This window comes from Streptomyces graminofaciens, from assembly GCF_030294945.1.
Lineage (GTDB): Bacteria > Actinomycetota > Actinomycetes > Streptomycetales > Streptomycetaceae > Streptomyces > Streptomyces graminofaciens.
Genome location: NZ_AP018448.1, coordinates 1603598 through 1629641 on the forward strand (window position 1 = coordinate 1603598; position 26044 = coordinate 1629641).

24 protein-coding genes are annotated in these 26044 nt (G+C 72.2%); 13 read left to right on the plus strand and 11 right to left on the minus strand.

Annotation, left to right across the window (positions count from 1 at the left end):
- Positions 1-54: 54 nt before the first annotated feature.
- The 3 genes from SGFS_RS06955 (at position 55) to SGFS_RS06965 (ending at position 4819) form a co-directional block, all read left to right on the plus strand.
- Positions 55-678 (plus strand): Rv1733c family protein, encoded by a 624-nt coding sequence (locus tag SGFS_RS06955; protein WP_286248526.1) that lies wholly within the window; start codon positions 55-57, stop codon positions 676-678.
- Positions 679-790: 112 nt separating this feature from the next.
- Complete coding sequence (locus SGFS_RS06960) at positions 791-3220, plus strand: right-handed parallel beta-helix repeat-containing protein (RefSeq protein WP_286259829.1); 2430 nt, start codon at positions 791-793, stop codon at positions 3218-3220.
- Positions 3221-3316: 96 nt separating this feature from the next.
- Positions 3317-4819 (plus strand): alpha/beta hydrolase, encoded by a 1503-nt coding sequence (locus SGFS_RS06965; protein WP_286248527.1) that lies wholly within the window; start codon positions 3317-3319, stop codon positions 4817-4819.
- A gap of 10 nt (positions 4820-4829) precedes the next feature.
- Here SGFS_RS06965 and SGFS_RS06970 read toward each other — a convergent pair whose 3' ends face one another.
- Complete coding sequence (locus SGFS_RS06970; RefSeq protein WP_286248528.1) at positions 4830-7262, minus strand: hypothetical protein; 2433 nt, start codon at positions 7260-7262, stop codon at positions 4830-4832.
- Between the two features lie 301 nt (positions 7263-7563).
- Between SGFS_RS06970 and SGFS_RS06975 the strand changes: the two genes are divergently transcribed.
- Complete coding sequence (locus SGFS_RS06975; RefSeq protein ID WP_286248529.1) at positions 7564-8394, plus strand: DeoR/GlpR family DNA-binding transcription regulator; 831 nt, start codon at positions 7564-7566, stop codon at positions 8392-8394.
- Positions 8395-8503: 109 nt separating this feature from the next.
- Here SGFS_RS06975 and cds1 read toward each other — a convergent pair whose 3' ends face one another.
- Positions 8504-9634, minus strand: coding sequence for an L-cysteine desulfhydrase Cds1 (gene cds1 / locus SGFS_RS06980; RefSeq protein WP_286248531.1), 1131 nt, complete (start codon positions 9632-9634; stop codon positions 8504-8506).
- 358 nt (positions 9635-9992) lie between these two features.
- Here cds1 and SGFS_RS06985 point away from each other — a divergent pair, with 358 nt between their 5' ends.
- Positions 9993-10316, plus strand: a complete 324-nt coding sequence (locus SGFS_RS06985; RefSeq protein ID WP_286248533.1) for a hypothetical protein — start codon at positions 9993-9995, stop codon at positions 10314-10316.
- A gap of 299 nt (positions 10317-10615) precedes the next feature.
- Positions 10616-11203 (plus strand): ATP-binding protein, encoded by a 588-nt coding sequence (locus SGFS_RS06990; protein WP_286248534.1) that lies wholly within the window; start codon positions 10616-10618, stop codon positions 11201-11203.
- A 93-nt stretch (positions 11204-11296) separates the two neighbouring features.
- On the opposite strand, the gene SGFS_RS06995 is transcribed toward SGFS_RS06990, so the two are convergent.
- Positions 11297-11587, minus strand: coding sequence for an SHOCT domain-containing protein (locus SGFS_RS06995; protein ID WP_286248536.1), 291 nt, complete (start codon positions 11585-11587; stop codon positions 11297-11299).
- A 156-nt stretch (positions 11588-11743) separates the two neighbouring features.
- Here SGFS_RS06995 and SGFS_RS07000 point away from each other — a divergent pair, with 156 nt between their 5' ends.
- From SGFS_RS07000 to SGFS_RS07010, 3 genes are all read left to right on the plus strand, one after another.
- Positions 11744-12304: a TetR/AcrR family transcriptional regulator gene (locus SGFS_RS07000; protein WP_286248540.1), complete on the plus strand. Its 561-nt coding sequence runs from the start codon at positions 11744-11746 to the stop codon at positions 12302-12304.
- A gap of 17 nt (positions 12305-12321) precedes the next feature.
- Positions 12322-12900 carry a DUF4865 family protein gene (locus tag SGFS_RS07005; RefSeq protein WP_286248542.1) on the plus strand — a complete coding sequence of 193 codons (579 nt, stop codon included), beginning with the start codon at positions 12322-12324 and terminating at the stop codon, positions 12898-12900.
- 134 nt (positions 12901-13034) lie between these two features.
- Positions 13035-13220, plus strand: coding sequence for a DUF1272 domain-containing protein (locus tag SGFS_RS07010; protein WP_286248544.1), 186 nt, complete (start codon positions 13035-13037; stop codon positions 13218-13220).
- A gap of 31 nt (positions 13221-13251) precedes the next feature.
- Here SGFS_RS07010 and SGFS_RS07015 read toward each other — a convergent pair whose 3' ends face one another.
- Positions 13252-14754: a ketol-acid reductoisomerase gene (locus SGFS_RS07015; RefSeq protein ID WP_286248546.1), complete on the minus strand. Its 1503-nt coding sequence runs from the start codon at positions 14752-14754 to the stop codon at positions 13252-13254.
- Between the two features lie 88 nt (positions 14755-14842).
- Here SGFS_RS07015 and ilvY point away from each other — a divergent pair, with 88 nt between their 5' ends.
- Complete coding sequence (gene ilvY / locus SGFS_RS07020) at positions 14843-15700, plus strand: HTH-type transcriptional activator IlvY (protein ID WP_286248547.1); 858 nt, start codon at positions 14843-14845, stop codon at positions 15698-15700.
- A 206-nt stretch (positions 15701-15906) separates the two neighbouring features.
- On the opposite strand, the gene SGFS_RS07025 is transcribed toward ilvY, so the two are convergent.
- Positions 15907-17142, minus strand: coding sequence for an ROK family protein (locus SGFS_RS07025; RefSeq protein WP_286248548.1), 1236 nt, complete (start codon positions 17140-17142; stop codon positions 15907-15909).
- Between the two features lie 51 nt (positions 17143-17193).
- Positions 17194-17850 (minus strand): alpha-ketoglutarate-dependent dioxygenase AlkB family protein, encoded by a 657-nt coding sequence (locus SGFS_RS07030; protein WP_286248549.1) that lies wholly within the window; start codon positions 17848-17850, stop codon positions 17194-17196.
- Between the two features lie 69 nt (positions 17851-17919).
- Here SGFS_RS07030 and SGFS_RS07035 point away from each other — a divergent pair, with 69 nt between their 5' ends.
- Positions 17920-19068: a methyltransferase gene (locus SGFS_RS07035; protein ID WP_286248550.1), complete on the plus strand. Its 1149-nt coding sequence runs from the start codon at positions 17920-17922 to the stop codon at positions 19066-19068.
- On the opposite strand, the gene SGFS_RS07040 is transcribed toward SGFS_RS07035, so the two are convergent.
- The 3 genes from SGFS_RS07040 to SGFS_RS07050 are packed head-to-tail and all read right to left on the minus strand — an operon-like array spanning position 19058 to position 21666.
- Complete coding sequence (locus tag SGFS_RS07040; protein ID WP_286248552.1) at positions 19058-19852, minus strand: AraC family transcriptional regulator; 795 nt, start codon at positions 19850-19852, stop codon at positions 19058-19060. The genes SGFS_RS07035 and SGFS_RS07040 overlap by 11 nt on opposite strands.
- Before the next feature lie 25 nt (positions 19853-19877).
- Positions 19878-20762: a class II fructose-bisphosphate aldolase gene (locus tag SGFS_RS07045; protein WP_286248553.1), complete on the minus strand. Its 885-nt coding sequence runs from the start codon at positions 20760-20762 to the stop codon at positions 19878-19880.
- A 13-nt stretch (positions 20763-20775) separates the two neighbouring features.
- Positions 20776-21666 carry an SIS domain-containing protein gene (locus SGFS_RS07050; protein ID WP_286248554.1) on the minus strand — a complete coding sequence of 297 codons (891 nt, stop codon included), beginning with the start codon at positions 21664-21666 and terminating at the stop codon, positions 20776-20778.
- A 136-nt stretch (positions 21667-21802) separates the two neighbouring features.
- Between SGFS_RS07050 and SGFS_RS07055 the strand changes: the two genes are divergently transcribed.
- Entirely contained in the window at positions 21803-22582 is a 780-nt protein-coding gene (locus tag SGFS_RS07055) for a DeoR/GlpR family DNA-binding transcription regulator (protein ID WP_286248555.1), read from the plus strand.
- A 319-nt stretch (positions 22583-22901) separates the two neighbouring features.
- Here SGFS_RS07055 and SGFS_RS07060 read toward each other — a convergent pair whose 3' ends face one another.
- Positions 22902-23846 (minus strand): hypothetical protein, encoded by a 945-nt coding sequence (locus SGFS_RS07060; protein ID WP_286248556.1) that lies wholly within the window; start codon positions 23844-23846, stop codon positions 22902-22904.
- Positions 23847-23958: 112 nt separating this feature from the next.
- Positions 23959-25266 carry a multidrug effflux MFS transporter gene (locus SGFS_RS07065; protein ID WP_286248558.1) on the minus strand — a complete coding sequence of 436 codons (1308 nt, stop codon included), beginning with the start codon at positions 25264-25266 and terminating at the stop codon, positions 23959-23961.
- Between the two features lie 90 nt (positions 25267-25356).
- Here SGFS_RS07065 and SGFS_RS07070 point away from each other — a divergent pair, with 90 nt between their 5' ends.
- Entirely contained in the window at positions 25357-25851 is a 495-nt protein-coding gene (locus tag SGFS_RS07070; RefSeq protein WP_286248560.1) for a MarR family winged helix-turn-helix transcriptional regulator, read from the plus strand.
- Positions 25852-26044 lie beyond the last annotated feature (193 nt).

Below are 26044 nucleotides of genomic sequence, written 5' to 3' on the forward strand. Positions count from 1 at the left end.
CGCGTGGACTGCTCCGCGTGGGGTTATCACGGACGCGGAAGGGGGTGCGGAGCGGTGCGGACAATCGGTGGACTGCGGGTATTCGGCGGGCTGTGGCGTTGGCGGCGCAATCCGCTGCGGCGCGCGACCGATCTGGCCGAGGCCTGGCTGGCGCTCGTCGTCCTCGTGCTGATCCTCGTCGTCGCACCCCTGATCGGCTTCGCCGTCGGCGGCTCCGCGCAGGACGCCCTTCAGCAGTCCGTACGGGACCAGCGTCAGGCCCGGCATCTGGTGACGGCCACCGTCGTGAAGAAGGCCGCCGGCATCCCGATGGACCCCGACCCCGAGACCTCCACGACCCGTGACCGGCACAGCCGCGTGGTCGCCGACTGGACCGCCCCGGACGGCACCCCCCGGCACGGCACGGTCATGGCCGGCCTCAAGGCCCCGCACCCCGGCGACCACTTCACGGTGTGGACGGACGACCAGGGCCGAATAGTCGGCCGCCCCCTGGACACCGCCACCGCGGCGACCCACGCCGTGCTGGCCGGTTTCGGCGCCGCCGTGCTCGCCGCGGGGCTCATGGAGGGCGGCAGAAGGCTGATCGTGTGGCGCATGATCCGCCGCCGCTACGCCCGTTGGGACCAGGCATGGGACAAGGCGGGGCCGGACTGGGGCAGGACGGGCACGGGCAGCTGAACGGCCTTCCCACTCCGGTCAACTCCCTGTGCCCGCGCACGCTACGGTGGACCGACCAGCCGAACTGTTCGGCATCGACCCGCGTTCCACGAGGTGGGGGCACAGCAACGCCATGGCACAGGGCACGGTCCAGGTGACGCACACCGGTACATCGCGGTGGCGGCGCCGCACGGGTGAGTACGCATCGCTCGCCGCGGCCCTGGAGGCCGCGAGCGACGGCGACGTGCTCATCGTCGCCCCCGGTACGTACCGGGAGAACCTCGTCGTGCAGCGGGGGGTCACACTGCGCGGCCCGGAGGGATCGCCCGGCTCGGTGCGGATCGCGCCCGTGGACGGGGTGCCGCTGACGGTGTCCGCCTCGGCCGTGGTGCAGGACCTGCATGTGGAGGGCCAGGACGCGGCGGCGCCCGCGCTGCTCGTCGAGGACGGCACGCCCGAGCTGCTGGACCTGCGGATCGTCACGCGTTCCGCGGCCGGCATCGAGGTGCGCGGCGGCGCCCGCCCGACGGTCCGGCGCTGCACGGTCGACAACCCCGCCGGGATCGGTATCGCCGTGGTCGACGGCGGCGGCGGTGTGTTCGAGGAGTGCGAGGTCGTCGCGGCCGGTCAGGCCGGTGTCGCGGTGCGCGGGGGCGGCCATCCGCGTCTGGAGCGCTGCCGGGTGCACCACACCTCGGGCTCGGGTCTGACCGCGACCGGGGAGAACTCCTCGCTGGAAGCGGTCGGTTGCGAGGTCTACGAGGTGCGCGGCAGCGGCGTCCAGATCACCGGGCGGGCCACGGCGCATCTCACCGACTGCGATGTGCACCGTACGACCGCGGACGGGGTCACGCTGGACACGGACGCGGTGCTCACGCTCGCGGACTGCCGTATCCACGACATCCCGGAGAACGCGGTGGACCTGCGCTCGCGCTCCGTCCTCACTCTGACCCGCACGACCGTGCGGCAGTTCGGGCGCAACGGTCTGTCGGTGTGGGATCCGGGCACGCGCGTGGACGCCAACCAGTGCGAGATCTTCGACAGCACGGGCGACTATCCCGCGGTCTGGGTCAGTGACGGGGCGACCGCCGTGCTGGAGTCGTGCCGGGTGCACGACGTGCCGGACGCCCTGTTCGTCCTCGACCGGGGGTCGCGCGCGGACGTCGTCGACAGTGATCTGTCGCAGGTGCGGAACACGGCGGTGTCGGTGAGCGACGGCGCGACCGCGCAGCTCGACGACTGCCGGATCCGGGACGCGGCGACGGGCGCCTGGTTCCGCGACCACGGCAGCGGCGGCACGCTGAGCGGCTGCACGGTGGACGGCACCCAGACCGGCGTGATCGTCACCAAGGGCGCGGACCCCACCATCGAGCGCTGCACGGTCACCTCGCCCGCCGAAGCGGGCTTCTATGTCTCGGCCGGGGGCCGCGGCAGCTTCCTCAACTGCCGGGTGACGGGCAGCGGCGGCTACGGCTTCCATGTGATCGACGGCTGCCGGGCGACCCTGCGCAAGTGCCGTACGGAGCGCTGCGCGCGCGGTGGTTACGAGTTCGCCGACGGCGGCCCGAGCGGGGCGGGCGGCGGGCCGGTGGTCGAGGACTGCACCAGCGACGAGAGCGCCGGCGTGCGGGCCCCGGCTGCGCGGGAGACCGTCCTGCAGACCACGACCCAATCCCCCGGGCTGCTGAGCCCGGTCCCGGACCAGCGGGCCGCCGCCGAGCAGGCGCCCGCCGGAGAGCCGGACAAGCCGTCGCGGACGTCGAAGGCCGTGCTCGGTGAACTCGACATGCTGGTGGGCCTGGACAGCGTCAAGCGCGAGGTACGGGCGCTCACGGACATGATCGAGGTGGGGCGCCGCCGTCAGCAGGCGGGGCTCAAGGCGGCTTCCGTCAAACGGCATCTGGTGTTCACGGGCTCCCCCGGCACCGGCAAGACCACGGTCGCCCGGCTGTACGGCGAGATCCTGGCCTCGCTCGGAGTCCTGGAGAAGGGGCATCTCGTCGAGGTGTCCCGGGTGGACCTGGTCGGCGAGCACATCGGCTCCACGGCGATCCGTACCCAGGAGGCGTTCGAGCGGGCCCGGGGCGGTGTGCTGTTCATCGACGAGGCGTACGCGCTGTCGCCGGAGGACTCGGGCCGGGACTTCGGCAAGGAGGCCATCGACACTCTGGTCAAGCTGATGGAGGACCATCGGGACGCGGTGGTCGTGATCGTCGCGGGGTACACGGCGGAGATGGAGCGGTTCCTGACCGTCAACCCCGGTGTGGCGTCCCGTTTCTCACGGACCATCACCTTCAGCGACTACGTCCCCGAGGAGTTGCTGCGCATCGTCGGGCAGCAGGCCGAGGAGCACGAGTACCGGCTGGCGGCGGGCACGGGCGAGTCGCTGCTGAAGTACTTCACGGCGATCCCGAAGGGTCCCGCGTTCGGCAACGGCCGTACGGCGCGGCAGACCTTCGAGGCGATGGTCGAGCGCCACGCGAGCCGGGTCGCCCAGGTCGCCGAGCCCAGCACGGACGACCTCACGCTGCTGTACGCGGAGGACCTGCCGGACCTGCCGTAGCGGGAGGGGCCGGGGCGGCTCTCGGGGGAAAACCCCACCCCATGTGTGCTGTCTGCCGGATGGGCCGGAAGTGGTCCGGTGGACAGCATGGTCGCCATGACATCCCGTACGCGACGCGTTCTCGCCCTGGCCCTCACCGTCTCGGCCACCGCCACCGCACTGACCGCCGTCACCGGCCCTGCGGCGGCCTCTCCTTCGCCCTTACTGGCCTGGCGCCCCTGCGCCCAACCCGGCGGTCCCGCCGGGCAGGAGTGCGCCGAACTGCCCGTACCGCTCGACTACCGCGACCCGAACGGCCCTCGACTCACCCTCGCTGTCTCCCGGTTGGCCAGTGAGCGGCCACAGGCGCGGCGGGGCACGCTGCTGGTGATCCCGGGCGGACCGGGCGGCTCCGGTATCCGGCGGCTGACCCAACAGGGGGACTCGCTGCGCCGGGAACTCGGGGGCGCGTACGACATCGTCAGCTTCGATCCTCGTGGGGTGGGTGGCAGTACGCGGGCGGCTTGCGGAATCCCGGCGGAGGACCGGCAGCTGGTGACGCTGCGGTCCTGGCCCGCGTCCGACGGGGGCATCGCCGCGAACGTCGCCCGGTCCCGGCGCACCGCCGAGGCCTGCGTCCGCAACGGCGGGGCGGTGCTGCGCAGTCTCACCACGGCCAACGAGGTGCGGGACATCGACCGTTTCCGGCAGGCGCTGGGTGAGGAGCGGCTGTCGGCGTTCGGGGTGTCGTACGGGACGTATGTGGGAGCGGTGTACGCGCAGAAGTACCCGCAGCGGACCGACCGCTGGGTGCTGGACAGCAGTGGGGATCCCGATCCGCGACGGGTCGCCCGGGGCTGGCTGGCAAACATGGCGCGGGGCGCGGAGGACCGCTTCCCGGACTTCGCGACGTGGGCCGCCGACCCGGCCCGGGACAGCATGGGGCTGCGGCTCGCCGAGCGGCCGGAGGACGTACGGCCGTTGTTCCTGTCCCTGGCCGCCGAGCTGGACCGGGCGCCGAGGGAGACGACGACCGCGGGTGTGCCGCTCACCGGGAACCGGCTGCGGCAGGCGATGCAGACCGTCCTCTACAACGACGCCTCGTTTCCGCAGCTGGCCCGCCTGATACGGCAGGTCATGGACCCGGAGGCGACACCGGTGCTGACACCTGACGTGGCCGGGCCGATGCCGGACGAGGACGCGGCGGTGACCATGGCGGTGGTCTGCAACGACGTGCGCTGGCCCGCGTCCGTGGCCGCGTACGAGCGGGCCGTGGCCGTGGACCGGGGGCGGTATCCACTCACGGCCGGGATGCCGGTGAACATCACGCCGTGTGCCTTCTGGAAGGGTGCGGCGGTCGAGAAGCCGACGCGGATCACCGACGAGGGGCCGTCCAACATCCTCATGATCCAGAATCGGCGGGACCCCTCCACTCCTTACTCCGGTGCCCTGAAGATGCGTGCGGCGCTCGGCGACCGGGCGCGGCTCGTCACGGTGGAGCGGGGCGGGCACGGCGTCTATCTGGGGACGGGCAACGCCTGTGGCGACCGGGTGGTGACCACATTCCTCGTCACGGGTGAGCGGCCCGGGCGGGATCTTTCCTGCCCGGGCCGACCGTGAACGGGGGCGCTCAGGGTGCCGACTCCGCCGCCGGCCCGGACCGGCGAGGGCCCGGCACCTCCGGGCCCAGCCTGGCGAGCAGTTGTTCGCGTTCGCGGGCGAAAGCCGGGTCGGCCTGGTAGTCGGAGTGGCCGAGGATCGGGGCGGGGAGCGGGTGCTCGGCGGTGCGGCCGTAGGCGAGGGGGTCCTGGAAGGGATCGGCGTCGACCTTCGGCCCGTCGGCGCGGGAGAGCCGAACGGGGCCTCCTATGGGGTCGGTGCGGCGGTACAGGTTGCGCCAGCAGGCGACCTCACCGTGCAGGGAGGCGAGCGCCGCCGGGCCGAAGTGGGCGGGGAACCAGCGGCCGTACAGCCGCTCCAGCGGTGAGCCGTAGGTGAGCAGGGCGACGCGGCCCCGGACCGACGGTGTCAGCTGCCAGGCGGCGGCCGCCGCGAGGACGCTGCCCTGCGAGTGCCCGGAGAGGACGAGCCGCCCGCCCGTCTCGCCCGTCCAGGTGGCCATGCGCCAGGTCAGGTCGGGGACGGCGCGCTCGGCGTAGCAGGGCGGGGCGAAGGGATGGGCCGCGCGCGGCCAGAACGTGCCGACGTCCCAGAGGATGCCGATCGTGCGGCGCGCGGAGGCGTCCTTGTAGGCCCGGCGCCCCCAGGTGACGAAGAGCAGGAAGCCGACGCCGATGAGCCAGGAGCCGAGGGCCTGGGAGGTGTCGGCGGCCCCCGCGACGAAGGCGTACGTGCCTTCGGCCGCCTCCGCGGGGGTCTTCTTGGTCGCCAGGGCGCCGATCAGGGCCGTGGCGCCGAGGAGGAGGGTCACGGCGGAGATGACACCGATCACGCGGGGTGCCCGGTCGGTGAGGGCGGCCATGGCGCGGGCGCTCGCGATACGGCGGGTGCGGGCGGCATCGCGGGGTTCGGGCTCGCCGTGGGGCTTGCCTCGCCGATCACTGTGGGCTTTGCCTCGCCGCTCACCGGAAAGCCTTCCCGAGGTGTCCGGGCCGCCCGCCAGCCGATACTCGTGCTCGACCAGCCCCATCTCGTCGCCGCGCACGGTCCAGGTGCGCTTGGCCAGCCAGCCGATGAGGAAGAGGAGGACCAGCAGCATCGGGGGGATGACCGAGGCCTGCCAGGTGAGCAGTACGGGTGGGCCGGGCAGCGGGTCGCCGGTGCCGCCGAGCCAGTCGGCGACGCGCTGGGCGACGCCCGCGGACATCACTCCGCCGAGCGCGCAGGCGAGCATCGCGACGGCAGGCCCGGCGAGGCCCCGCATCGCGGTGCGCGACTCGGGGTCGGAGTCGGGGTGGGAGCGGTACAGGACGTGGGCCACCACGCCGAGGGCGACGACGAGCACGACCTGGGCCAGGGCGATGCCACCGAAGGTCAGCTCGCCCGGCAGTCGGCCCGCCGACTTCCAGCCGGGGCGCGACCACCCGGCGTACACCAGGGCGAGGAGCAGGAGGGCGACCGAACCGGTGGGCAGTCGGCGTACCAGATGCTCGTCGAGTTCCTTGTCGAGGCGGTTTTCCGTGCGGCCTCGGCGGCACACCACCCACAGCACCACGGCCGCGAGGGCCATGAGCGCGCTGTTCAACAGCCAGCCCAGGAGATCCAGAAGTGGCGGGCCGCCGGGCTGCCGGTCGTGACGGGCGGCGGGGGTGGCGACGGCCGCCGCGACCGTGAGGAAGGCCGCCGCCGCGTGCGCGGCACGCAGCCGGGCCACCAGCCGGCGCCCGTACCAGAAGCCGGGGCGGCCGAGGGCGACGCGCTCGGTGTCCTCGACGAACCGGGCGCCGCGGTCCATCGGCCGCTGGGACTCGTACTCGCTCCAGGTGCGGTGGGACAGATACCAGAGGAGTGCGGTGAGGGCGGTGGGCCCCAGGGCCGCGAGGGCGAGTCGGCGGCCGGGCGGGCTCCACCAGCCGTGGTCGGACACCGTCGGCGAGAGGAAGCCGAGCCAGGTGTGCTCCTCGGCGCACGCGCGTGCGCCCGCGCACTGCCAGGCGGTCAGGTCGAGGGCGACCTCGCAGGCGGCGGCGACGAGCAGCACGGTCAGGGTCAGGCCCGTGAGACGGACGAGGAGGCCGTAGAAACGTACGGTCCGGCGGCGGTTTCGGGTCGTGGGGCGCATCCAGTGGGCGAGGTTGACGACCATGAACGGCAGCAGCAACAGCCAGAGTGCGCGTGAGCCGCTGCCGGAGGTGAGGTGGCACCAGACGTAGGCCTCGGGTACGGGTCTGTCGCGGTACTCCTCGGGGCGGGACTCCGCGTCGACGTCGTCGATGCGGCGGAAGACGGCCGCCGTGTCGTCGCCGGTGATCCGGATCGTGCGCGGGTCGTCCAGCATGCGTTCCGGGGTCGAGCCGCCCACACCGTGGACGAGAAGCTCCAGGGCGGGGCCATCGCCGTCCGTCGTCGTTCCGGATGCCGTTCGTTCCGTCGCACGCTCCACTGTTCCACTTCCCCCGTGACGCGCCGCAAGGCAGATGTGTTGTGCAAGCAATGTGCAGGCAGAAATGATCGCCACTGAGAGAGGTGTCTACACCTGTGGTCACCGAATCTCCCCGATCCATGTGATAGTGGCGGTCGCGCGGACAGAGCGTGACGTGCTCGCGTCCGTGCAGGTAGTGGCGCGATCCGTGGTGGGGCGTGCGAATATGGGACGTCCTCGGGACCGAGGATGAGGGGAATGTCCTAGTCGGAGGGGGTATGGGAGGCGTGTCGGGCGTGATGGGGCAAAGGGCGGAGCGACCGTGAGTGAGAACCAGAACCTCCTCGCGGAGCAGCGCCGCGCCCTGATCCTCGACGAGGTGCGGCGGCGCGGCGGGGTCCGTGTGAACGAACTGACCCGCAAGCTCGGTGTCTCCGACATGACGGTGCGCCGCGACCTGGACGCGCTCGCCCGGCAGGGCGTGGTCGAGAAGGTGCACGGCGGTGCGGTGCCGGTGGTCGAGGCGAGCACGCACGAGCCCGGTTTCGAGGCCAAGTCCGGGCTTGAGCTGACCGCCAAGGAGGACATCGCACGGGCCGCCGCCGAGTTGGTGGCGCCGGGTTCGGCGATCGCGCTGTCCGGCGGCACGACGACGTACGCGCTCGCGCACCGGCTCGTGGAGGTGCCCGATCTGACCGTGGTCACCAACTCGGTGCGGGTCGCCGATGTGTTCCACGCCGCGCAGCGCACGTCGGGCCCCCGGCAGGGTGCGGCGACGGTCGTGCTCACCGGTGGGGTGCGGACCCCTTCGGACTCCCTGGTGGGGCCCGTCGCCGATCAGGCGATCGCCGCGCTCCACTTCGACGTGCTGTTCCTCGGGGTGCACGGGATATCGGTCGAGGCCGGCCTTTCCACGCCTAATCTGGCCGAGGCCGAGACGAACCGGCGGCTCGTGCAGTCCGCCCGGCGGGTCGTCGTGGTCGCCGACCACACCAAGTGGGGGACGGTGGGGCTTAGTTCGTTCGCCGCACTGGAGCAGGTCGACACGTTGGTGACGGACGGAGGGTTGGCCGCGCAGGCGCGGGCGGAGATCGCCGAGCATTTGCGGAGGCTGGTGGTGGCCGGGGACTCGGAGGACGTCGCCGAGCTCTGAGCGCCATTTTGATCGAGGACGTCTTCAGGTTGGTGAGGACGTCCTCAGGTTGATTGAGGACGTCCTCAGCTGCGGGTCCGATGTGGCTTGTCGCGCGGTTCCCGCGCCCCTAGCGGGGCGCTGTCCACACCCCGGTTATCAGCAGTGACTCGATGACCGCCGTGTACGGCCCGATGTCCAGGCCCTGCTCCGCCAGCCAGGCGTCCGAGTAGTACTTGTCCAGGTAGCGGTCTCCGGGGTCGCACAGAAGTGCGACCACGCTCCCCCGTCGCCCCTCCGACACCATCTCGGCGACGATCTTGAGGGCGCTCCACAGGCCCGTGCCCGTGGAGCCGCCCGCCTTGCGGCCTATGGCCTTCTCCAGGGCGCGCACGGCGGCCACGCTGGCCGCGTCGGGGACCTTCATCATGCGGTCGACGGCGCCGGGGACGAAGCTGGGCTCCATACGGGGGCGGCCGATGCCCTCGATACGGGAGCCGCAGTCGCAGGTGACGTCCGGGTCGCCGGTGGTCCAGCCCTCGAAGAAGCAGGAGTTCTCGGGGTCGGCGACACAGATGCGGGTGTCGTACTGCATGTAGTGGACGTAGCGCGCGATGGTCGCGGAGGTGCCGCCCGTGCCGGCCGTGGCGACGATCCAGGCGGGCTCGGGGAAGCGCTCCAACTCCAGCTGGCGGAAGACGGATTCGGCGATGTTGTTGTTGCCCCGCCAGTCCGTGGCCCGCTCGGCGTAGGTGAACTGGTCCATGTAGTGGCCGCCGGTCTCTACCGCGAGGCGGGCCGACTCCTCGTACATCTTCCGGGAGTCGTCCACGAAGTGGCACTGTCCGTTGTGGAACTCGATCAGGCGGATCTTCTCGGCGCTGGTCGTGCGCGGCATGACGGCGATGAAGGGGACGCCGATCAGCTTGGCGAAGTAGGCCTCGGAGACGGCCGTGGAGCCACTGGACGCCTCGATGACGGGGCGGCCGGGCCGGATCCAGCCGTTGCACAGGCCGTAGAGGAAGAGGGAGCGGGCGAGGCGGTGCTTGAGGCTGCCGGTGGGGTGCGTCGACTCGTCCTTCAGATACAGGTCGATGCCCCACTGTTCGGGCAGCGGAAAGCGCAGGAGGTGGGTGTCGGCGGAGCGGTTGGCGTCGGCCTGGACCTTGCGGACGGCCTCTTTCAGCCAGGTGCGGTACTTCGGGTCGCTGTGGTCGACATCGAGGGTCTCGCCGGGACGGGGGGGCGGGGGGGTGCTCACGACGGGCTCCTCACACGTTGCGCCGACGGCGTGCGCGGCGTCGGACGTCCCGATGATAGACACCTTCCACACGCTTCTCACCTGCATAAACAGTCCTTTGAGCACCTCAAAGTCACTCCTGTGACAGGGATGCGCGGGGCGCAAGGGGGGCGCATGCCGCGCGTGCGCCGGAAACCCGCTCCCGACCCCACTGTGCGCACTGGTGCTCGCCGCCGGGTCCGTGCAGACTGCACCGCATGGGTCGATGCCGCCTCACCGGGCACGTCAGGGGTAACGCGACCGTGAGGCACACTGGATCACGGCCCACATGGGATCACGACGACGGAGCGAGCCGAAGCGCACAAGGGGGCGGGGCAGCATGGCGGAGCCGGAGTTCACGGCCACGGGCGTGCGGATCGGGAAAAGACTGCGCCAACTGACGCGGGCGGGGCAGGTCCGCATACGGGACGGCCGGCTGCAACTGCTCACCAGTTACGGCAGCGAGATCGACAGTGCTCCGGTGCAGGCGGTACGGACGTCGAGGCCCTGGTTCGCGCCCGAGGACAAGGCATTGGCCGATGTCAACGGCACCCGCTACACACTGACGCTGGGCGAGCACGACCCGGCGCCCGGGAAGCCGGGGCCGCCGTCGGCCCGTCGGTTCATCGAGGCGGTGCGCAGGGCCGCCGGTCGCAGCGGCTGAGCCGGCGCGAGTTGCGGGACCGGGGACCCTGGGTCACGCTGGTTCCACGTCACTCTGGGTTTACCGGCGATAACGCTGCGAACCAGCCCGCCGGGCAGGACAGCGGGAGGCGGTCGTAGAAGCCACCCCATGAGCAGGAGGCCGCCTCAGGCGGTCGCCCCGCAGCAGGCGGCAGTCGTACGCAGCCGTCCCCACAGCAGGCGGCGTTTTCCGCGCGGCGTCTCGCGCGGCCACCTCGCTGGATCCGTTCAGATCCGTTCTTCGAGCTTCTTCCGGACTCAATTCGGGGAGTCGCAGTCGTGATCAGCCAGCAAAGCAGACAATGCACGGTCGAGCTCCAGGCTCTGCCGTCGCGGATCGGCCAGGTCCGCAGAATCGTATCTGCGCAGTTGCGCTACTGGCATCTGGATCCCTTGATAGAGCGGGCCGCGCTCGGTGTGACCGAGCTGCTGTCCAACGTCCACCGGCATGCCGAGCCGGACAAGATGTGCACCGTGGAGATGGAGTTGCTCCTCGGCCGGCTCACCGTCTCGGTGCACGACAACGACCCGCGGCTGCCGGTCGTCCAGGACGCGGACCCGACCGCCACCAGCGGGCGCGGGCTGGCCATGGTCGCCGCCGTCAGCGAGACCTGGGGCGTAAGGCCGCACGGGGAGTCGGGGAAGGTCGTGTGGTTCACGCTCCCGGCCTCCTCGCCCGCGGTACCGAAGATCTCGCCGTACGACACCGGACAGGTGTGCGACGCCGGGCACCGTCCCACGGCGGACACCGGGCACCGTCCGGTGGTCGACGCCGGGCATCGTCCCGTGGTCGACGCCGGGCACCGTCCCGCCGCGCGTGGACGCAGGTCCGAACACGCTCCCGCCCGGTCCGCCGTCGCAGGCTGACCGGGCGGTGACCCTCTCCATGGTCGCCTTGAGCGAGGCCGGTCGTGGAGCCGGCCACGCAGGCCGACGACGTCGATCAGCGCTTCGTGGCGGTCATACCCCACCACCCTTGCCCGTGCGGCCGAACTGCTCGTCCAGGACGGACAGGCGACGCCAGTACTCGTCCTCGTCGATCTCTCCGGAGGCGAAGCGGCGGCCCAGCATGGCGATCGGTGAGTCGCCGGACGGACCGGTGTCGGTCGTGGTGCGCCACGGTCCGCGTCGGCCGCGCCAGACGGTGCGGCGCAGCAGGGTGACGACGCCGATGACGATCGCCGCCCAGATCAGTGGGAAGAAGAGGATCCAGGGGCCGGGGCCGCCGTCCCAGTTCGCGAGGGTCTGCATGTCGAACTCATCTCCCTAGGTGGTGTTCTCCGTCTTGGTGATGGTTCGAGGCTCTCGCCGGGAGGGGGGTTCGTCGTCGTACGGCGAGCGGTGGTGGGCGTACCTCGCCGGGAGTACGCTCGACCTCTATACCTACTGGTATGTACAGTGGCGCGCATGAGCACGCCTGAGCGTCTGATCGAGTCCACCCGTGAGCTGCTGTGGGAGCGCGGTTACGTGGGCACCAGCCCCAAGGCCGTCCTGGAACGCTCGGGTGCCGGGCAGGGCAGCATGTACCACCACTTCAAGGGGAAGCAGGACCTGGCCCTGGCCGCGATCCGCCGCACCGCCGAGGAGATGCGGGCCAGTGCCGAAGGCATCCTCGGTGGGCCCGGCACGCCGTACGAACGCGTCGAGGCGTATCTGCGGCGTGAGCGCGATGTGCTGCGCGGGTGCCCGATCGGGCGGCTCACTATGGACCCGGAGGTCATCGCGAGCGACGACCTGCGCGCACCCGTCGACGAAACCCTCGACTGGCTGCGGGAGCGGCTGGCCGGGATCGTCGAAGAAGGCCGGGAGCAGGGCGAGTTCCCGCTGTCGCTGGATGGAGAGGAGACCGCCGCCACGATCGTGGCAACCGTGCAGGGCGGATACGTCCTGGCCCGCGCGTCCGGCTCACCCGCTGCCTTCGACGCCGCCGTCCGGGGTCTGCTGGCCCTTCTCCGTCCCGCCCGTTAGGCCACTGGAGGCACTTCGTGCACGCGATGCAGTACGAGATCACTTTGCCCGCCGACTACGACATGCGGGTCGTCCGGGACCGGGTGGCCGGGCGCGGGCATCTGCTCGACGGCTGGGAGGGCCTCGGCCTCAAAGCGTATCTGATCCGTGAGCGGGGCGTGGACGGATCGCCGGTGAACCAATACGCGCCGTTCTATCTGTGGAACACGGTCGCGGGCATGAACTCCTTCCTCTGGGGCGGCGGTTTCCAGGGGATCGTCGACGATTTCGGGCGACCGTCGGTCCGTCAGTGGACGGGGGTGGCCCATGAGGAGGGCGGCGGCACTTCCGCGCGGACGGCCGTGCGGGGACGGCGCCGGGTGCCGGGCGGGGTACGGCCCGCCGAGGTCGTCGAGGAGGCGGTGCGCGAGACCGCGCGGCTGGCCTCACTGGACGGGGCGGTGCTCGCGGCGGCCGCCGTGGACACGAGCCGTTGGGAGATCGTCCACTTCTCGGTGTGGGACCACGACGAGCCCAAGGCCGAGGGCGAGGTCTTCCAGGTGCTGTACATGAACAAGCCCGAACGCGAGCTGCTGCCGCGGGGCCGCCACTGGTGACGGCCCGCGCCTCGCCCCCTGTGGCCCGATCCTGTTGATCTTTGACCCGCCGACGGCTTTCCGCCATGCCGGGCGTGCCGAGGATGGGAAGGGACAGGCCACGGCACCCGGACACGAGGAAAGGCGAGGACGACATGGCACTGGAGATGCGTGACCGCTGCGAGCGGTGCGAGACGGCGGCACTGCCGGCCGACGGGCCCGCCCGTATCTGCTCCTACGAGTGCACCTTCTGTGTGCCGTGCGGCGAGGCCATGCGGGATGTATGTCCCAACTGCGGTGGGGAGCTGGTTGCGAGACCGCGCCGCGCTGCCGCCTCGTAGCCTCGGCTGAGGGGTCGATCGGGCTGAGGAGTCACTTCGGCTGGGCCGTCACGGAGATGTCCACGGACGGGCGGAGCTTGGCCGCCGCGGCCAGGGCCTCGTGGGCGGGGTGGGTGTCGAAGGCCGTCAACAGGGCCTGGTCCGCCGGGTGTTCGGCGGCCGGGTAGGCGATCTGCGCGTATGCGGCCTGGAAGCGCGGGCCCCAGCGGCGGGCGCCGAGGCGGGCCGTACGGGAGCAGTTGTCGACCATGTGGGCGACGTCCCGGGCGTGCATGTACGGCAGCAGGGAGTCGACCGCCTCGATGACGGACTCGTTGACGATCTCTGACCAGGGGTGGCCCCGCTCGGCGAACTCGTCGATCTGGGCCGTCATCGTGGCGACGAACACCCCGGCGGTGAACGGGTCGACGGGCAGTTCGCGCTCTCCACGCCGGGCGCGCACCCGGTCGCCCGCGGACCACATCGGCGAACCTCCGATCTCGCTCATCGGACGGGCGCCGAGCCGTCTTTCGGCCAGGATCACGCTGCGCAGTTCGGTGCCGTCGGCGACCTCGTCGTAGATCTCGGCGACGATCTCGCGGGCGGGTGTGTACGTCGCCGTGTACACGCGGTCGAAGACGTCCCGGCCGGCCGGGTCCAGGTTCTCGCGCACCGCCCGGATACCGGCGCGGGAGATGGTGCGGGCGATCGGGCCGGTGACGTTCTCACAGGAGCGCTCGTACGCCGTCGTCTCGTCGTCCCCGGCGAGGCGGTAGCGGCTGTACAGGCTCTCGACGATGCCGTGGACGGCGCCGAGCAGGATCGCGCGCTCGCCGACGATGTCGGAGAGGTACTCGCTCTCCAGCGTGGTGCGGAAGGTGTACGGCGAGCCGAGCGCGACCGACCAGGCGAGGGCGCGGTCGGTGGCGTGGCCGTCGGGGTCGGCGTGGACGGCGTAGCTGCTGTTGATCCCGGCGCCGTTGATCTCCGCGCCCTGTTCGTAGAGGCGGCGCACCGAGTCGCCCATGCCCTTGGGGCAGACGGCGATCACGCCGTGCCCGGGCGGGAAGTCGCCGCCGGTTTCGCGGAGGTGGCCGAGCAGGAAGCCGTGGGAGAGGCCGATCGTGGCGCCGGGCTTCAGCGCGGCGAAGATCTCCTGGTGGTGGGCGGCGAGCGCGGCGTCCGCGATGAGGAGGATGACGAGGTCGCTGTCCGCCGTGACGGCGAGCCAGTCGCCGAGGGTGCCGTCCGCCTCGGTGAAGCCGTGGGCGCGGGCGTCGGCGGCCGAGGCGGAGCCGGGGCGCAGGCCGACGGTGACGGTGATGTCGGTGCCGGTGAGGGAGTCGCGCAGGTTGCGGGCCTGGGCGCGGCCTTGCGGACCCCAGCCGATGACGCCGATGCGGCGCACGCCGGCGAAGGCCTGGGGCAGCAGTGGGAAGAGATGGCGGCCGCCGCGGAGGATGGTCTCGGTGCCGTCGGGGACGGTCATCGTTTCGAGGGAGAAGACACGGGAGTCGTACGTGGACGAGGTCGTGGTCGTGGTCGTCGAGGTCATGGTCGAGTTGTAGGCTCCCGCCCAGTGTTGCGGCAAGCGCAACTTGTGCAGCGCGGTGTTGCGGGAAGTGAAAGAGCGAGGTCACGGTATGCGCGACGATCATCGGGAGCTGCGGCTTTTCCTGCATCTGGCGCAGACGCTGAACTTCGGGCGGACCAGTCTCGACTGCCATGTCAGCGCGGCGACGCTGACGCGGACCGTGCAGCGACTGGAGGCCGATCTCGGGCATCGGCTGTTCGACCGGGGGCCGCGTGGGGTGTCGCTGACGGCGGAAGGGCATCGGTTCCGTGCGTACGCCGGCCAGGCGCTGGAGTTGTGGCGGGCCTACCGCGAGGAGCATCCGGATCCGGCCGAACTCACCGGGCGGCTGGCCGTGTTCGCGACGGTGACCGCGTGTCAGGTGCTGTTGCCCGACCTGTTGGCGCCGTTTCGTGCGGCGCACCCTCAAGTTCGGCTCGATCTGCGGACCGGGGACGCGGCGGCCGCGTTGGCCCGGCTCGACGAGGGGGAGGTGGATGTGGCGGTGGCGGGGGTGCCGCAGCGGCTGCCGGAGCCGCTGGTCAGTCGGACCGTGGCGGTGACGGATCTGGTGTTCGTGACGGCGCGGGAACGGGGGGATGGCGGGCTGGACGGGCCGTTCGTGTTGCCGCATCGGGGGCTGGTGCGGGAGGCGGCCGATCGCTGGTTTCGGAGGCGGGGAGTTCGGCCTGTGGTCGCTGCGGAGCCCGATGGGCATGAAGGGTTGTTGACGTTGGTGGCGTTGGGGTGTGGGACGGGGGTGGTGCCGCGGCTGGTGCTGGATCACAGCGCGGTGCGGGAGCGGGTGGCTGTGGTGCCCGTGGATGTGCCTCCTGAGCCGTTTCCGATCGGGTTGTGTGTGCGGCGGGTCGATTTGCGGCGGCCGTTGGTGGCTGCGTTGTGGAGTCTTGCGGGTGGCTCCGCCTGAGAGCTCGGGGGGGTGCGTTGGCGGGTGCGGGTTCGTTGTAGCTGGTCGCGCAGTTCCCCGCGCCCCTGAAAAGACCGGGCTGTGCCCTCGTCTTTTCAGGCCCGCAGAGCCGTCGCTTTCAAGGCCGCCGGGCCGCTGCTTTTGCTTTTAGGGGCGCGGGGAACTGCGCGACCAGCCCCCACCCACCCGCAGCCAAACAACGGTCGTCACGCCAACGCCCCCAACGGGTCGTCCAGTACCGGCTGCCAAGCCAGTTCCGCCGCGCCCACCAGGCTGTTGTGGTCCAACGTGCAGGCGAAGATCGGGACGACGCCGCTGCGGCCCCAGAGGCTGCGGTCGGCCACTACGGCGCGCAGGCGGTCGGGGTCGGCGTCGAGGAGGGTGCGGTGGAGGCCGCCGAGGATGATGCGGTCGGGGTTGAGGATGTTGACCAGGCCCGCGAGGCCCAGGCCCAGGCGGTCGATGAGGGTTTCGGTGGCGGTGCGGACGGCCGGGTCGGTGTACCGGGTGCGGATGAGGTCGTTGGACTGCTGGAGCAGCGACACCTCGGGGCCGGGGGCCGGGCCGACCGCCGTGAGGAAGGCCAGGGGGTCCGCCTCGACGTCCAGGCAGCCGCGGCTGCCGCAGTGGCAGGGGCGGCCCTCGGGATTGACCGTGAGGTGTCCGACCTCCAGTGCCAGGCCTGAACTACCGCTGTGCAGACGGCCGTCGAGGACCAGCGCACCGCCGACGCCCCGGTGTCCGGTGGCCACGCAGAGCAGGTGACGGGCGCCCCGGCCGGCGCCGTGCCGGTGCTCGGCGAGGGCGGCCAGGTTGACGTCGTTGGCGGCGAACGCCGGGCCTTCGATGCCTGCCGCTCGTACGCGTTCGGCGAAGATCTCTCGGACAGGGGCGCCTGCGGGCCAGGCCAAGTGGAGGGGGTTCAGTGCCAGGCCCTCCGGTTCGGCGACCGCCGACGGGACGGCGAGGCCCGCGCCCACGCAGCGGCGGCCCGTCTCGCGCAGCAGCTCGGCGGCGGCGTCGACGACCGAGCCGAGGACCTTCGCCGGGTCGGCGTCGACGGTCTCGCAGCCGGGCGCGGTGGCGACGATCCGTCCGCCGAGGCCGACGAGGGCCGCCCGCCATCCGTCGGCGTGGACCTGGGCGGCGAGGGCGACCGGTCCCTCCTCCGCGACTTCGAGGCGGTGCGAGGGGCGGCCCTGGGAGCCGGCGGCGGCGCCCGGGTGCGCGTCGACCCTGATCAGGCCCAGTGCCTCCAGCTCGGCGGCCACGGCGCCCGCGGTGGCGCGGGTGACACCCAGCTCGGCGGTGAGCACGGCCCGGGTGGGCGCCCGCCCGGTGTGTACGAGTTCCAGTGCGGGCCCGAGCGCCCCCCGCCCCCGGTCCAGCCGCGTCCGTGTCGTCCCTTCGCCCGCCGCCTTGGGGGCCGCCTTCCCGTCCATGAGGGCGAGTCTCCCATGATCCGCTCGGAGCCGGACCCCGCCGGGTCGGTGTCAGCCGGTGCCGAAGCCGCTCACCCGGAGGGTGACGTTCAGCCGTCCGGTCAGGCCCAACTCGGGCGGCGCCGTCCCCGCGTGCACCCTCGGCACGCCGTGGTAGGCCTGCCGGGACGCCCCGCCGAACACGAACAGATCACCGCTGCGCAGCTCCACGTCGGTGTACGGCCGCGCCCGCGACCCCGTGTTGCCGAAGCGGAAGACGCAGGTGTCGCCGAGGCTCAGCGACACCACCGGCGCGTCCGACTTCTCGTCGCTGTCACGGTGCATGCCCATGCGGGCGTCGGCGTCGTAGAAGTTGATCAAAGCGATGTCGTAGGGCTCGGTGGCCTCCGCCGGGCCCAGCGCGTCGGTGACCGCGCTCCGGCCCAGCTCGCCCAGCCAGTCCGGGAACGGCTTCACGGGTGCCCCGTCGCCGTCGACGGCCGTGCGGGCGTAGCCGTACGGGTACCAGTGCCGGCCGAGGCAGACCTGGCGGGCGGTCATCGTGCCGCCGCCGGGGGTGCGGACCGTGCGGAGGCCGGCGGGTGGGCGGGCCCATGTACGGCAGGCGTCCAGGAGTCGCCGCTGCCGTGCCGCGTCCAGCCAGTCCGGCACGTGCACCGCACCGGGCGCGATCTCCGTGCGGCCGCGCGGGAACAACTCGGCGTCCATGACCTCCATCATCGCCCACCCCGCTCGGCGATCGGGCGTGAGCTGCGGCTCGGCTAGCCTGGGCGCACGATGAACGACCGGATGACCACGCCCTGGGGCGAGTACGCCCTGGCCCGCTTCCCCGAGGACCCCCGCGACCGGCTGCGCGCCTGGGACGCGTCCGACACGTATCTGCTGCGCCATCTCGCGGCGAGCGGGACACCGCTGGACGGGACGGTCGTGGTCGTCGGCGACCGCTGGGGCGCGCTGGTCACGGCGCTCGCCGGGCACCGTCCGACCCAGATCGGCGACTCGTTCCTGGGCCGGGAGGCGACCCGGGCGAACCTCGCCCGCAACGGGGTCGATCCCGACGCCGTACGGCTGCTCACGACCCAGGACACTCCCCCGGACCGTATCGACGTGCTCCTCGTGCGTGTCCCCAAGAGCCTCGCGCTCCTGGAGGACCAGTTGCACCGGCTGGCGCCCGCCGTCCACGAGGGCACGGTCGTCGTCGGCACCGGGATGGTCAAGGAGATCCACACCTCGACGCTGAGGCTCTTCGAGCGGATCCTCGGCCCGACCCGCACCTCCCTCGCCGAGCAGAAGGCCCGGCTGATCTTCTGCGCGCCGGACGCGGCGACCGCGCGGTCCCGGGGCACGGATCCGTGGCCGTACAGCTATCGACTGCCCGGTGACATCGGCGTGTTGGCCGGGCGTACCGTCGTCAATCACGCCGGTGTGTTCTGTGCCGAGCGGCTCGACATCGGGACGCGGTTCTTTCTCCGGCATCTGCCGCGGGCGGGGCACGGCGGGCGGGTCGTGGATCTCGGGTGCGGCAACGGGGTGGTCGGTACGGCGGTCGCGGTGGCCGATCCGGCCGCCGAGGTGGTGTTCGTCGACGAGTCGTACCAGGCGGTGGCCTCGGCGCGGGAGACGTATCGCGCGAACGCCGACGGGAAGGCCGAGTTCCTGGTCGGAGACGGGCTGGAGGGGTTCGCGGCCGGGAGTGCCGATCTGGTGCTGAACAATCCGCCGTTCCATTCGCACCAGGCGACGACCGACGCCACGGCCCGGCGGATGTTCACGGGTGCGCGGCAGGCGCTGCGGCCCGGTGGCGAGCTGTGGGTGGTCGGCAACCGGCACCTCGGCTACCACGTGAAGCTGCGGCGGCTCTTCGGCAACAGCGAACTCGTCGCCAGCGACGCCAAGTTCGTGGTCCTCAAGGCCGTCAAGAGGTAGGCGGGGAGGTCTCAGGGGGCGTGCCGCGCAGTGCGCGCGGTGAGGCGCCCAGTTCCCGGTGACAGGCCTTGTTGAAGGCCTGGAGGTCGGGGATGCCCACGGAGGCGGCGACGGCCGGGATGGAGAGGGTCGTGGCGCGCAGCAGGTGGTGGGCGCGTTCCAGTCTGCGGCGGCGGATCCAGCCGACGACCGTGCTGCCGGTCTCGGCGCGGAAGAGCCTGGTCAGGTGGTTGTGGGAGACGCCGGCCGCGCGTGCCACCTCGGGGATGGTGAGGGGGGCGGCGAGGTGCGCCTCGATATGGGCGATGGCGGCGGTGACCGCCGGGTGCGGGCCCGGGTCCGCCGCGGCGGGCGGGGTGAGGTGGGCGACGCGCCACAGTGCGGTCCAGATCTCGGCCCGGGTGCGGTCGGGCTCGCTCGGGGCGGCGGCCACCGCCTGGAGCAACAGGCCGGTGAGGGCGGGTAGTTCGGGGCCGGTGTCCTGGATGACGGGGACCGTGCGGGGCGGCCCTTCCGGGGTGATGCGCAGGTGCGCGAAGAGATGTTCCGATCGGCCCCGGTAGCGGTAGCGGACCGTGGTGCCGGGCGGTACGAGGCTGACCCGGCCGGGGCGGATGGTGTGCGGCGTGCCGTCGACGGTCAGCTCGGCCTCGTACTGGTAGAGGTGCAGCTGCCACAGCTCCGGCAGCCGGAAGACGTCCGAGCGCCCGGCGACGCCGTGCACACCCACGCCGATGGCCGCGACGACGGGCGGCGCGCCGAGGTGGATCTCCGTCTCCCGCATGACGGAAAACTATCAGCGACCGTCCTCACGCTCCGTGTTCGGCCGGCGTCCGGGCTGGTTCCGCGCTCAGTACGCCGATGAGCCGGGCCACGGCCTGCGCCATCGCCTCCCGGCCGACGGCGAGGTACTTGCGCGGGTCCACCGCATCCGGGTGCTCGGCGAGGTGCTCCCGGATCGCGCCGGTCATCGCGATGTTGAGGGCCGTGCCGATGTTGACCTTGGTGATGCCGCCGGAGACCGCCAGGCGCAGTTCGTCGTCGGGGACGCCGGAGGAGCCGTGGAGAACGAGGGGGACGGCCAGGGCGGTGCCGAGCCGTTCGAGCAGCGTGTGATCGAGGGCGGCGGTGCGGGTCGTCATCGCGTGCGAGCTGCCGATCGCCACGGCCAAGGCGTCGACACCGGAGTCCGCCACGAACGCGCGCGCCTCGTCGGGGTCGGTGCGGGCGCCCGGCGCGTGGGCGTCCAGCGGCGGCATCCCGTTCTTCCCGCCCACCTGCCCCAACTCGGCCTCGATCCAGAGACCTTGGGCGTGGGCCCAGTCCACGGCCGCGCGGGTCGCGGCGAGGTTCTCCGCGTACGGCAGCCGTGACGCGTCGTACATGACGGAGCCGAAGCCGGCGTCGGGCGCCCTGCGCAGCAGGGCGTCGCTCTGGATGTGGTCGAGGTGGAGGGCGACGGGCACGGTCGCGTGCTCGGCGGCGGCGGTCGCGGCGCGGGCGAGGGGGAGGAGGCGTCCCTCGCGGAACCGGACCGCGTTCTCGCTGACCTGGAGGACGACGGGCGCGCCGGCGGACTCGGCGCCCGCGACGACGGCCTCGATGTGCTCCAGGGTGATGATGTTGAAGGCGGCGACCGCGGTACGGGCGGCGGCGGCCTCGGTGATCAGTTCGCCGGTGGTGGTGAGTGGCACGACTCCTCCTCTCCTACGGGGTGGTCGAGCCGAGGATCACCGAGCGGGTGAGGTGGCGCGGCCGGTCCGGGTCGAGACCGCGGGCGGCGGCCACGGCGACGGCGAGGCGCTGGGCGCGGACGAGTTCGGCGAGCGGGTCGAGGTCGCCCGACACCCATCGGGCCTCTGTCTCCCGCACTTGTTCGGCGAGGCCCACGGGTGCCTCGCCCAGCATCCAGGTCGCCGTGCCCCGGGTGGTGACGCTGATCGGGCCGTGGCGGTACTCCATCGCCGGGTACGCCTCGCTCCACGCGAGCGCGGCCTCGCGCATCTTCAGCGCGGCCTCGTGGGCGAGCCCCACGGTCCAGCCCCGGCCCAGGAACGTGAACTGGGCGCAGTCGAGGAGCTCTTCGGGCAGCGGGGTCGCCAGTGCCGTGCGCGCGTCGGTGACGGCCCGGTCGGTGTGCAGGCCGAGGTGGGCGCGGAGCAGGGTGAGGGCCGTGGTCGCGAAGCGGGTCTGGACGACCGATCGCTCGTCGGCGAAGTCCAGCACGACGAGGTCGTCCGCGGCGGTCGCCACGGGTGTGCGCGGGTCCGCGGTGATCGCCGTCCTCCGCGCACGCCCCTTCAGGGCGTCCAGGAGTTCCAGGACCTCGGTGGTGGTGCCGGAGCGGGTGAGGGCGACGACCCGGTCGTAGGGGCGGCCGTGCGGGAACTCTGAGGCCGCGAAGGCGTCCGTCTCGCCCTGTCCGGCACCCTCGCGCAGTGCGGCGGCGGCCTGGGCCATGAAGTAGGAGGTCCCGCAGCCGACGAGCGCGACCCGCTCCCCCGGCAGCGGCAGCGCGCCCGCGTGCGCCGGTGCCTCGGAGGCGGCGCGGGTCCACCACTCGGGTTGGCTGATCAGCTCGTCCTCGACGTGGGTCATGCCGTACCTCCTGGCTCGACAGCAGAGCCGTGCTTGTTTCTGCACCGTACAGTGAGTTTTCGAGCATCTTCAAGCATTCGGCGAGGTCTGGTGCACTAAGGTCGCTGGCGAGATCACGCTTGGACGGAGGGTGCGGATGTCTCGTGACGCCCGCTGGCAGGTGCTGCTCGAACTGCTGGCCGACCGGGGTCGGCTGGATGTCGAGGAGGCGGCGGCCGAGCTGTCCGTGTCCGCCGCGACGATCCGGCGTGACTTCGACCAGCTCGCCGAGCAGCAGATGCTGCTGCGCACACGGGGCGGGGCGGTCGCGCACGGCGTCTCGTACGAGCTGCCGCTGCGCTACAAGACGGCTCGTCACGCCTCCGAGAAGCAGCGCATCGCGAAGGCGGTCGCCGATCTGGTGGCGCCCGGCGAGGCGGTGGGCCTGACCGGCGGCACGACCACCACGGAGGTCGCGCGGGCCCTGGCCGTGCGCGGCGATCTCGCCTCCGGTTCGTCCGCGCTGACCGTCGTCACCAACGCGCTCAACATCGCGAGCGAGCTGGCGGTGCGGCCGCAGTTCAAGATCGTGGTGACGGGCGGGGTGGCTCGCGCCCAGTCGTACGAGCTGGTCGGGCCGCTCGCGGACGGGGTGCTCGGGCAGATCACCGTGGACGTGGCCGTGCTCGGTGTGGTCGCGTTCGACGTCACACACGGCGCCGCGGCGCACGACGAGGCGGAGGCCGCCGTCAACCGGCTGTTGTGCGAGCGCGCCGAGCGGGTCGTCGTCGCGGCCGACTCCAGCAAGTTGGGGCGGCGGGCGTTCGCGTGGATCTGTGCCGCCGAGTCGGTGGACACGCTGGTCACGGACAGTGCGGTGGACCCGGAGGCGGTGCGGCGGTTCGAGGAGGCCGGGGTCGGGGTCGTGGCCGTCTGAGAGCGCGAGGGGGCGCGTGCGAGCGCACTGAGGCGCGCTGGGGGCGCGGAAGGGCACGGCCCGGATGGGGGGCGCGCGCCTGCCGGGTGGATGTCGAGTCGCGGATCGGTCCCCAGCCGGGGGCGAGAACGCCGCCGCCCTTCAGTGTGGTGAGGCCGAGTGAGACGGCCACGGACATGCTGTTGCCTCCGGTCACGTCGCGCCCTTCGACGTCGGCCTGCTTACCGGTCGGTGCTGCACGCCGGGTGCGCCTTCGAGCGGGCGACGCGGGTGGGTGCGGGGGCCGCCGGTCGTGGGGCCCACTGTCGAGGGAGCGATCTCAGTGCTCGTGGTCGGCCGAGGTCTCCCCGGGCACGTCCGGGGCCGCCGCCCCTGCGGTCCGGACCGTGAACGCTGCCGTATGGACCTTTCCCTCGTGCTGGAAGTCGAGGAAGAGGCGGTAGGTGCCGCCGCTGGGCGCGGTGGCCGTGAACGAGATCTCGGGGCCGGGCTCGGTCTCGCCGTCGCCCGGTTCGCCGTTCGGGTGGACGTGCAGATAGGCGAGGTCGCCGGAGCGCAGGGCGACCAGATGGCCGTAGGCGGCGAGGTACGGCTGGAGGTCGGTGACGGGGGCGCCGTCGCGGAAGACGTTCAGCTTCAGCTCGGCCGCCTTGCCCGGGCGGAGGTCGCCGATCAGTTCGACTTCGTAGCCGTCGACCTCGGTGGTGGTGTCCGGCGCGGGCAGGTGCCGCGACTCGTAGCTGCCGGCGGCGGCCAGGTCGGCGCCGAGGGTGAGATTCGGGGCGTCCTTCTTCGCCGGGGTGAAGTCGGCGAAGACGCGGTAGCCGCCTGCCTCGGGCAGGTCGACGGGGGTGCTCCAGGTGCCGTCGGCGGCGCGGGTGGGGTGCAGATGGCGGTAGGTGACGAGGTCGCGCGAGGCCACTATGAGGTGGAGTTCCTTGTCGTGCTCGCGCTGGTAGGCGGTGACGGCTCGGCCGTCGTCGTCGCGGATCACGAAACGCAGGTCGGTGCGGCGTCCGGCCTCGACGCTCGTGGTCCTCAGGTCGAGTGTGTAGCCGCCTTCGGAGATCTGCAGTCCTCCGGCCTCGCGCCCTCCGCCCTTCTCGGGTGCCGGTGACGCCTCGCTGTGGCTGTCGTGGCGCGCGGGCGTGCTCTCCGCCGTGTCCGCGACGAGGGGCTCGATGCCCTGGCCCACGCCGTAGGCGGCGCCGAACGTCGCGGCCAGCGCGGCGGCGAACGTGGTGATCCTCACTGCGGTGTGCATGGCTGCCTTCTCGGTCGATGTGCCGTTCCCACGCAGCTCACCATACCCCTGGGGGGTACCAAGTCAACCCGTCGGAAAATAACACCCTCCCTCCGGCGGGGGCCGCGGGCGGCTACTTCCGTGAGGTCGGGGCGCCCGGCTCTCCCTCCGCCCGCCAGGGCCGGGCGAGTCCGACGAGCGCGAGGGCGGCGGCCCCGGCCGCGCTCAGCATGATCAGCGCCAGTGGGAGGGAGCTGTCCTCGCCGAACACTCCGACCAGGGGCGAGGCGAGGGCGCCGAACAGGAACTGGGTGCCGCCGAGGAGCGCGGAGGCCGCGCCCGGCGTGGCGCGGCCGAGGGCCTGGCCGATGCTCATCGCCGCCGGGAAGACCATGCCGATGCCGCCGACGGTCACGAACAGGGCGGCCCAGGTACCCGCGAGGGTCTCACCGACCGTGAGGACCAGCAGGACCTGGGCGAGCGCACCGAGCACCGCGACGCCGACGCCCGTGGAGAGCAGGGTGTTCAGCCGTACGCCGCGCGCGACCAGACGGGAGAAGACGGCACCGGCGACCAGCATGCCGGCGGCGTTGGTCGCGAAGATCAGGGAGTACGTCGTCGAGGACACGTCGTGCAGGTTCTCGAACACGAACGAGGAGCCGCTGATGTAGGCGAACAGGGCCGCCGCGGCGAGCGCGAGGACGAGGACGTACCCCATGAACGCCCGACGGGCGAACAGTGCCCCCATCGCGCGGAACGTGCTCGTCATCCCGCCGCCGTGGCGTCGCTCGGGCGGCAGCGACTCGGGGACCTTGCGCAGGACGGCGAGCAGCAGCAGTCCGCCCGTGACGGCCAGTACGGCGAACACCGCGCGCCAGGTGGAGACGGTGAGGACCGCGCCGCCCAGTACGGGGGCGGCGATCGGGGCCACGCCCATGATCTGGGAGAGGACGGCGACGTAGCGGGGCAGGTCGGCGCCCTGGAAGCGGTCGGTGAGGACGGCCCGGGCCAGGACCGTGCCCGCCGCGCCTGCCATGCCCTGGAGGAAGCGGGCGGCGGTCAGGACGCCGATGTTCGGGGCGGCGGCGCAGACCAGGGAGAAGAGGATGAAGCCCGCGATCCCGCCCATGAGCAGCCGACGCCGCCCGAGCCCGTCGCTGAGCGGGCCGAACAGCAACTGGCCGACGACCAGTCCGGCCAGGAACGCGGTCATGGTCAGCTGAACGGCCGAACTGCTCACGCCGAGCGCTTCGCCCATGGCCGGGAAGCCGGGGACGTACATGTCGGTGGCGAGCGGGGCGACGGCGGTCAGCGCGCCGAGAACGGCGACGAGGGCGACGACGCCGCCCTCGGCCGGAGCGGACTGAGCAGACGGAGTTGCGGCGGGATCGTGGGCAGCGGCGGGCGCGGCAGCGGGAGGGGAGGGAGTCGGCGTCACCATGGGCATAACAGTAACCAATAGTTCACTAGCTAACCAATAGCTTTACGGTACAACTTCGGGGACCGTCCCGAAAGCGAGAAGGCGAGCCGCATGCCCTCCTCCCTCAACGACGTCCGCGCCCAGTGGACCGAGCACAACCCGGGCCTCGACACCTCCTCGATGGAGGTGATCGGCCTGCTGAAGCGCGCCACCGCCCTGCTCAGCCGGGCCGTCGAGCCGCTCTACGAGGGCGCGCCACTCACCGCGCCGGAGGTCGACATGCTGATCCCGCTCCGCCACGCGACCGACCCGTTCATCGCCCGCAGGCTCGCCGAACGCCTCGGCCTCTCCCGCGCCGGCGTCAGCAAGACCCTCGCCAAGCTGGAGCGGCGCGGCTTCATTGCCCGCACCCCCAACCCCGCCGACCGGCGCGCCGCGCTGATCACCATCACCCCGGCCGGCGCCCGCGCCATCGACGAACTGTTCCCCCGCCAGCTCGCCACCGAGGTCGAACTGCTGGCGGGCCTCGGGGAGGACCGGCAGCGGGTGCTCGACGCGCTGGGGCTGCTGGTGCAGGTGATGGAGGGGAAGGCGGGGCGCGACTGAACGAAGGCGGGGAAGGCGGGGCGCGGCTGAACGCGGGCCGGCATGTGCGCATCACATCGCGTCGGGATAGTCCCGCAGCATCGCCGAGCGGGACGGGTGGCGCGGCTCGGGAATGGGCGGCTACACGGGACCGGCCACAGGAACTGGCCGGTGTAGGCGGCCGCGTGTACAGACGGGGGTTCGGGACCGGCAG

Coding starts and splice junctions, on each gene's coding strand:
- SGFS_RS07035 (WP_286248550.1), top strand. CDS start 17,920: ATGAACGACCGGATGACCACGCCCTGGGGCGAGTACGCCCTGGCCCGC.
- SGFS_RS06995 (WP_286248536.1), bottom strand. CDS start 11,587: ATGCAGACCCTCGCGAACTGGGACGGCGGCCCCGGCCCCTGGATCCTC.
- SGFS_RS07010 (WP_286248544.1), top strand. CDS start 13,035: ATGGCACTGGAGATGCGTGACCGCTGCGAGCGGTGCGAGACGGCGGCA.
- SGFS_RS07000 (WP_286248540.1), top strand. CDS start 11,744: ATGAGCACGCCTGAGCGTCTGATCGAGTCCACCCGTGAGCTGCTGTGG.
- SGFS_RS06965 (WP_286248527.1), top strand. CDS start 3,317: ATGACATCCCGTACGCGACGCGTTCTCGCCCTGGCCCTCACCGTCTCG.
- ilvY (WP_286248547.1), top strand. CDS start 14,843: ATGCGCGACGATCATCGGGAGCTGCGGCTTTTCCTGCATCTGGCGCAG.
- SGFS_RS07065 (WP_286248558.1), bottom strand. CDS start 25,266: ATGGTGACGCCGACTCCCTCCCCTCCCGCTGCCGCGCCCGCCGCTGCC.
- SGFS_RS07050 (WP_286248554.1), bottom strand. CDS start 21,666: ATGACCCACGTCGAGGACGAGCTGATCAGCCAACCCGAGTGGTGGACC.
- SGFS_RS06985 (WP_286248533.1), top strand. CDS start 9,993: ATGGCGGAGCCGGAGTTCACGGCCACGGGCGTGCGGATCGGGAAAAGA.
- SGFS_RS07070 (WP_286248560.1), top strand. CDS start 25,357: ATGCCCTCCTCCCTCAACGACGTCCGCGCCCAGTGGACCGAGCACAAC.
- SGFS_RS07025 (WP_286248548.1), bottom strand. CDS start 17,142: ATGGACGGGAAGGCGGCCCCCAAGGCGGCGGGCGAAGGGACGACACGG.
- SGFS_RS07060 (WP_286248556.1), bottom strand. CDS start 23,846: ATGCACACCGCAGTGAGGATCACCACGTTCGCCGCCGCGCTGGCCGCG.
- SGFS_RS07015 (WP_286248546.1), bottom strand. CDS start 14,754: ATGACCTCGACGACCACGACCACGACCTCGTCCACGTACGACTCCCGT.
- SGFS_RS06960 (WP_286259829.1), top strand. CDS start 791: ATGGCACAGGGCACGGTCCAGGTGACGCACACCGGTACATCGCGGTGG.
- SGFS_RS07055 (WP_286248555.1), top strand. CDS start 21,803: ATGTCTCGTGACGCCCGCTGGCAGGTGCTGCTCGAACTGCTGGCCGAC.
- SGFS_RS07030 (WP_286248549.1), bottom strand. CDS start 17,850: ATGGACGCCGAGTTGTTCCCGCGCGGCCGCACGGAGATCGCGCCCGGT.
- SGFS_RS07040 (WP_286248552.1), bottom strand. CDS start 19,852: ATGCGGGAGACGGAGATCCACCTCGGCGCGCCGCCCGTCGTCGCGGCC.